We start from the raw sequence: 7,093 nt of genomic DNA on the forward strand, positions 1-7,093 counted from the left end.
GGCTTGAGCGTCTAGCGGTAGGAATCCCCTCCGTTTAGGGAGGGGAGGAAGTCAACAAAAGCGTTCAGGTTGCCATTGCCTCCTTAACGCTTTTTTTATTTTTCGATCGTGAGTTTTCGATTTTAATAGAGCGATTCTTTCCAGTTTCGACTGACAGTATTTTGACGATGTGCAGCTGACAATGTGCTTGTGTTCAGGTACTATGGAATGATGAGTTATCTAAGCGTGAGCGTTTGTTTTGAACGCCCTATATCTGCCAATATGGCAGTTATATCGTATGGCTTAGATGATGTTTATTTTTGCTGCTGATGGTATGTTATGACTGAACCGACCGCAAAGCCGAACGCACAAGCCAGTAGTCACCAAGGCTCTACCGCGTCTGCTAAAGAACAAAGCAATATGAATAAAACTAACGCTAAAGACAGCGTAAAAGACCAGGTTAAAGATAACCAACGTCTTAGCGAAAGTGAGCAAAAAGACAAGGTGGTTGAGACACCTGATAAAGCTATGCTTTTGGCGCTTTTTACCTTGCCAGATACTGAAAAATCAGTCACTCAAGACGCTGTCATCAAAGAAACTGCCACCAAAAAAGCTGCTACTGAAACAGGCGGTGAGCTGCCTAACACCAGTACGACCATGCAAAACACTACTGCCAGCGAGACCAATGTCGCCGCGCAGCGTGTGGCGCTTTATCATACCCAGCATGAGCGTACTCGGCTACTATATCTAGCCTCCACTGCTACGCGTCCCACTTACTTGGTACAAACGCTGAAAACACAGTTCGCAGAATATCAGCAATACTTGCTGGCTCAGCAGCTCGACAAGCGTGGCTTGATGGATACTGATGGGCTAGAGCGTCTCTGGCAGCAGCTACATGTGGTCGATGATATTATTGCCGATATCGTGCGTCATATGCCAGCCCAACAACCGGCAGGGTGGCAGCTGACTACACAAGATGGGCGTAACCCACTGTGTTTTGCCACTGTCGGCAAGCTCAAAAACGGCAAACCTGTTTTGGACCAAGGCAGTCTCAACGGTTATGTGCTCGGGCACTTTGGGGTTAGTAGCTTCACTTATGATCGCGGCTATTATATTGGTCACGTGGTTGGTTACTTATTTAGTTGTTATTTCTGCGCCCATCTATCTATTAGTTATGGCGTCACAGCGCTGGGTCAGCAGGTGGTTGCCGATTATGATTATGCCAGTCTTGAGACCCCGCATATGGTGAGGCTACTACAAGGTCTGGATGGTTATTGTAAAAAACGTATTTATCAATTGGCGGTGATTTGTGCCCGATTGAGCGTCTTTGCCAGCGATAAGCGTATCGAAAGAATGCTGATAGCAGAGGTCAATGACTTTGATAAAAAGTTGCAACAACAGCATTTAGATGTGTTGCTATTACAAGGCATAATGCCAGATAGTAGCGACTCTACGCCGCTTTTCTAAATCGTTGACTGTCTATAGTCGATTCCAAATAAAACAGATAGATTCTATTTTGATGCGGAACTGGTATAGACTTTCTGGCGTGCTGTGCCTGCGCAGACAGAGGCTGCAAAACTTATGTTTTAAACGAAAGTGTTCCAGCCCCGCTGTATCGCTTTTATATTGAACTGACTATATTTTGAAATCCTGATTTATAACCTTTTTTCATTGGCCGTCTTAGGATATCTGCTGCTATGCCCGCTTATCATTTTAAAGCGCTTGACGATCGCGGCAGTGTCCAAAAAGGCTTGCTCGAAGGCGATTCTGCGCGCCAAGTACGTCAGCAACTGCGTGATAAACAATGGACGCCTGTTGAAGTTAGCGCGGTCAATGATCGACAAAACCAAGATAAAAACCGCCATAAAAAACCCTCTGCTTATGAATTGGCACTGCTCACCCGCCAACTATCGGTATTGCTCGCTGCTGGTATTCCATTAGAGGAAACACTTGCAGCTGTCGCCAAGCAATCGCCAAAAACCCATATCAAATCTCTCATGCTCGCCGTGCGCTCGCATGTATTAGAAGGCCTGAGTTTAGCGCGAGCGTTGCAGCAAGCGGCGAGTTTTCCACCGCTATACATTGCTACTATCGCCGCTGGAGAGAAATCAGGGCATTTAGATTTAATCCTCAATCAGCTGGCCGATTACACCGAAAACCGCTTTGCCCTACAAAATAAAATTAAAGTTGCTATGGTCTATCCGATTGTGCTGATGGTGATGGCAATTTGTGTGATTATGGGTTTGATGAGCTTTGTGGTGCCCAAAATTGTCAAAGTCTTTGAACAGTCTGAGCAAGCACTACCGCTGATTACCCAGGTCGTTCTGGCGATGTCGAACGCCATTACCCAGTGGTGGTGGCTGATGCTACTGGTATTGGCAGGGACGGCCTTCTTATTTTATCGTTTTGCCCAGACGCAAGCCGGTAAATTGGCCATAGACAGCACGGTACTAAGATTGCCAGTACTGGCGCGATTATCAAAAGGGCTTAATGCGGCGCGCTTTGCCAGTACACTGGCGATACTCGTACGCTCAGGCGTGCCGTTGATTGAAGCGTTACATATTGGCGCTGCGGTGACGACCAATTTACATATTCAAAAAACCATCATTACCGCTGCTGATAGGGTCACCGAAGGCTCGAGCCTATCGAGTCAATTAGAAAAATCTGCCTATTTTCCGCCAATGATGGTACAAATGATTAAAAGTGGTGAAAACTCGGGAGAGCTGGAAAATATGCTCAGTCGCGCCGCCAATATGCAGGAAGCCGAAGCCACTAACTTTATCAGCACTTTACTGTCGTTACTTGAGCCGCTGATGCTGGTATTGATGGGCGTAATAGTGATGATTATTGTGATGGCGGTGATGCTACCCATTGTTAATATGAATGATTTGGCAGGTTAGGGTGTGTCCTCAATGCAATCGGCAAATATCTAAATATTCTAGCAATCTGACTTAAAGCTTAGCTAAGTTTCTTAAGTTTTGCTTACTGTTGTAGATTATTGACCACATCCTGTTTCTTCTTTCGCTAAATCCAGCATTAGGCTATAGTGAGCTTCAACTAGGGCGTGTCCTCATTTTGAAAATGGTGATAAAAATGAGATAAATTGCAGTCAAACAAGGAAAATAGCACAGATAATATCAAGATATTAGCCAGCTATTTGACACAGTTTGGCAAGATTTAGCCATTTTTAGCCCATTTAGTTGATTTCGTTCAGATTGAGGACATGCCCTAAGTATTGATATTTAAATATCGCTACCTTGAGTTTGCAATCTCAGTGCTAACAGTCATATCTAATAATGTTATGGCAGTGGTGGATAAAAATAAAATCATCGTCTATAGTTGCAATCACTTCATTGTTAATTCAATATTCAGGTATAACTGTGATAATAAAAGCGACGATTATGATTAATAAGACCAAAGTAAACACCACTTTACCAAGCTCAGAAACCACCACTCAAACCTTTTCAGCAGCTAGCAGTAAACAGATGGCAGCATCTGTACAGCGTAGCCAGTCTGGTTTTACCCTGATTGAGATTATGGTCGTCATTGTGATTTTGGCGATTCTTGCTGGCCTTGTGGTGCCTAACATAGTGGGACAGAGTGATAAAGCGAGGATAAAGACCACTGAAATAACCTTGTCCTCAATATCTAATGTATTAGATCAATATAGAGCTGACAATGGTCGCTATCCAACGACAGCACAAGGTTTAGACGCACTGACCACGCCGCCTGCGGAAGCCAAAAATTATCCTGACGGCGGCTATATTAAAGGTGACTATCCAACAGATGGTTGGGAGAATGAGCTTCAGTATGTCTCTCCAGGTAGTGAAGGCCGCCCTTATGATTTGTTTTCTCTGGGCGCTGATGGACAGCAAGGTGGCGAAGGTCAGGATGCCGACATTTATGCCAAGCTATAAGCGCTAGCCCGATAATTTTTCGGAGACGTTACGGGCGCTATATCTGCTGAGAAGTAAACCGCCTACTGGTTAAAGCACTTCTAGTGATATCTATATATCAACCAATAAGGCGTTATTGGTTGATATTTTTTATGAATATATTGAAATATCATTGTTTAATATGCTCAGTTCAAAGTAAAAGCATCGTTTATAAAAATCAGTTATTGAAGCCATCAGAGGTAACCCTATGTTTATCACAATGCCAACATCAGCGCTAACATCAAAACCAGCCAACAAAAATAAAGGTGCTGCTAAAAAGTTTTATGCACTTACTATTGCCAGTAGCTCAATAGTGGCAGCATTGGCAATGACCTCCATGCCAACGCAGGCTGCAGGTCTGGGCGAATTATTTGGTAATAACAATGCAGCACAATCTAAATTCTTGCCAGTCGATAAAGCGTTCCAAGTGGACAGCATTACTAAAGTAACGTCTAAGGGCACGCGTTTATCGATCGCTTTTGATATTACACCTGGTCATTATGTTTATAAAGATAAGCTTACTTTAAATTTCCCCAAAGGTATCAGCGCCGTCCCATTTACTTTTAATCAGTCGCCGGTTTCTATTGACGATCCAACCTTTGGTAAAGTGCCTGTGTTTACCCAAAAAAGCATGGTAGCAACCACGACTCTTACGACTAAAAATGGCAAAGCGGCAAAAAATGTGCCGGTTGTTATTGGCTGGCAAGGTTGTGCAGAATCAGGATTGTGCTACCCACCAGAAAAGATTAAAACCACGCTCAATATTGCCACACGCAAATAAGCGGGTACATAAATAAGCCGTCAGTAGTAATTTTAAATAGCAGTTATAAATAGGTAGCGTTTCATGTCCATTAAGACACCAAAAACCATCTCGTCAGTTCAAACGGCATCATTAAGCAGGCCATCACTAACGGTAAATAAACCGGCAAAAAAGTCTTATTTATTGGCATTTGCTATTGCGGTCAGCTCTTTACTGACAGGGCTGACCGCGACCACCATGACCACGCAGGCGGCAGGATTGGGGGATTTGTTTGGTAACAATCAAAGCGCTGCGCAGTCGGAATTTTTATCGGTGGACAAAGCGTTTCAAGTGAGTAGCAGCACTAAAGCTGCCAAATCTGGGACGCGCTTATCGATTAACTTTGATATTACTCCAGAGCATTATGTTTATAAAGATCAGCTGAAACTCACATTGCCTGCTGGTGTGAAGGCCGCACCTTTTACCTTTAGTCAATCGCCTGTCTTAATCGATGATCCCACCTTTGGCAAAGTGCCCGTATTTGATCAAGTCAATATGGTCGCGAGCACTACCTTGACCAGTGCCGATGGCAAAGTGGTGGACAATGCAGGGATAGTGATTGGGTGGCAAGGGTGTGCCAAAGCTGGGCTTTGCTATCCGCCAGAAAAGATTAAAACCACCGTTAATATTGCTGCTGCAACATCAGAAACGCTAAATGCAGCGGATGGCAATAGTCTTGAAGCAGGTAGCCTTGAAGCCAATAACCTTGAAGAAAGAGGCCTTGAAGCAGGTAGCCTTGAAGAAAATAGTTTGGATACAGAATCAGGACTGTCGGGCGATGAGGTGGTCGACTATGCTTTACTCGAAGATGATTCTTTAGAAGGTGAGTTAACAGGCGCCACTACTATTTCTGGCGCAGACTCCGAAGTATCAAATAATAGTGCGGCTAATGATACGGTAGCCGCCGCCAATGACTTAGAAGAAAGTGATCCATTTGGTCTGGCCAAGCACCCTTGGTTGGCACTGGGCTTATTGTTTTTAGCCGGTTTGGGCTTAGCGCTAACGCCATGCGTATTACCGATGCTGCCGATTGTTGCTAATATCGTCGCTCGTCAAAAAAATCCAACGGTCAAAAAAGGCGTTATCTTAACCACTAGCTATGCGATAGGGGTGTCTATCGCTTACGGCATCCTAGGTGCGGTGATTGCAGTATTTGGTGAATCATTAGGAATTATTGGTTGGCTACAAAATCCAATAATCTTGATTAGCTTTGCGGTAATATTCGTTTTGCTGGCTCTTTATATGCTAGAGGTGTTTACGATTCGTCTACCGTATTTTATCACCAGTAAGATGCAGGGTTTAAGCCAAGCTGGTGATAGTAAAATGGGCAGTGCAGGCGGCAGTTTAGTCGCAGGGTTTCTATCGGCATTGGTCGTCTCACCTTGTGTCTCCGCGCCGTTATTTGGTGCATTGCTTGCCGTCTCGACAATAGGCAGTCCGCTACTTGGTTTTGCCGCTTTATTTATGCTCGGTTTTGGTTTGTCCGCGCCGCTTATTTTAATTGGGGCAACTCAAGGCAAAATTATGCCAAAGGCTGGCGAGTGGATGAACTGGGTCAAGCAAGGTTTTGCCTTACTGCTATTCGCCGTGGCATTGTTATTGATTGAGCGGGTGTTTATCTCGCCAGTGATGCTCTTGGTTTGGGCATTATGGTTTATGGTGGTGGCAACATGGGCATGGAGCTGGTTGGGTAAAGCGCGTATGCTGACTCAAGCTTTAGGGCTTATCGCTGGGATTTGGGCGGCTTGTTTGGTGATTGGTGCGGCGCTTGGTAATGACGATAGCTTGCATCCGCTAGAGTCGTTGAGTGCTGCTCCGATGCTCATGCAACCAGCAGACGGTCAAGCTGGCGGTGTCAATAACGCGAGCAATGCCTCAGACAAGTACATTACGACGCTAGCAGAATTGGATGCCATCACCGCTGCTAACCCTAAAGTCTTGGTTGATTTGACCGCTGACTGGTGTATTGAATGCCGTATTATGGATAAAAACTTATTTACCAATCGCCCAGCGCAAATGCAAGACTGGCAGTTAGTGAGATTAGATATCACTGAGACCACGGCTGACTCTAAAGCTATTTTGGCGCGCTATAAGTTATTTGGGCCGCCGACACTGTTATATTACCAAGACGGGCAGCTAACTCAAAAACAAGTGGGTGAAATTGGTCGTCAGGAGTTTGAGCAGACGTTGACCGCACTTAATAAATGATGCAAAGCCGATAATTTTAGTCTTATCCTCTCAAGACAAAAAAGCCAATATACCGATTCATGGTATGTTGGCTTTTTACTTATTCCTACTTACCTGTTTATTATGCAGCGATAAGGCTAGGGGCTGTATAGAATTCAAATCAGCGGCAGCCAGATAAAGACACAAGCGAGAA

General features: G+C 44.6%; 5 protein-coding genes. All 5 read left to right on the forward strand.

What is annotated here, in order from left to right:
- The first annotated feature begins 318 nt into the window (after positions 1-318).
- The 5 genes from EI162_RS12770 (at position 319) to dsbD (ending at position 6,921) form a co-directional block, all read left to right on the forward strand.
- Complete coding sequence (locus EI162_RS12770; protein WP_192524705.1) at positions 319-1,446, forward strand: hypothetical protein; 1,128 nt, start codon at positions 319-321, stop codon at positions 1,444-1,446.
- 230 nt (positions 1,447-1,676) lie between these two features.
- Positions 1,677-2,879, forward strand: coding sequence for a type II secretion system inner membrane protein GspF (gspF, locus tag EI162_RS12775; protein WP_192524706.1), 1,203 nt, complete (start codon positions 1,677-1,679; stop codon positions 2,877-2,879).
- Positions 2,880-3,380: 501 nt separating this feature from the next.
- On the forward strand, positions 3,381-3,896 hold the full coding sequence (gspG, locus tag EI162_RS12780) for a type II secretion system major pseudopilin GspG (protein WP_413038394.1): 516 nt from the start codon (positions 3,381-3,383) through the stop codon (positions 3,894-3,896).
- Positions 3,897-4,122: 226 nt separating this feature from the next.
- Positions 4,123-4,695 carry a protein-disulfide reductase DsbD N-terminal domain-containing protein gene (locus EI162_RS12785; protein WP_225735376.1) on the forward strand — a complete coding sequence of 191 codons (573 nt, stop codon included), beginning with the start codon at positions 4,123-4,125 and terminating at the stop codon, positions 4,693-4,695.
- A gap of 63 nt (positions 4,696-4,758) precedes the next feature.
- Complete coding sequence (gene dsbD / locus EI162_RS12790; protein WP_192524707.1) at positions 4,759-6,921, forward strand: protein-disulfide reductase DsbD; 2,163 nt, start codon at positions 4,759-4,761, stop codon at positions 6,919-6,921.
- Positions 6,922-7,093 lie beyond the last annotated feature (172 nt).

Origin of the sequence: Psychrobacter sp. FME6 (genome assembly GCF_014861365.1) — a bacterium.
GTDB lineage: Bacteria > Pseudomonadota > Gammaproteobacteria > Pseudomonadales > Moraxellaceae > Psychrobacter.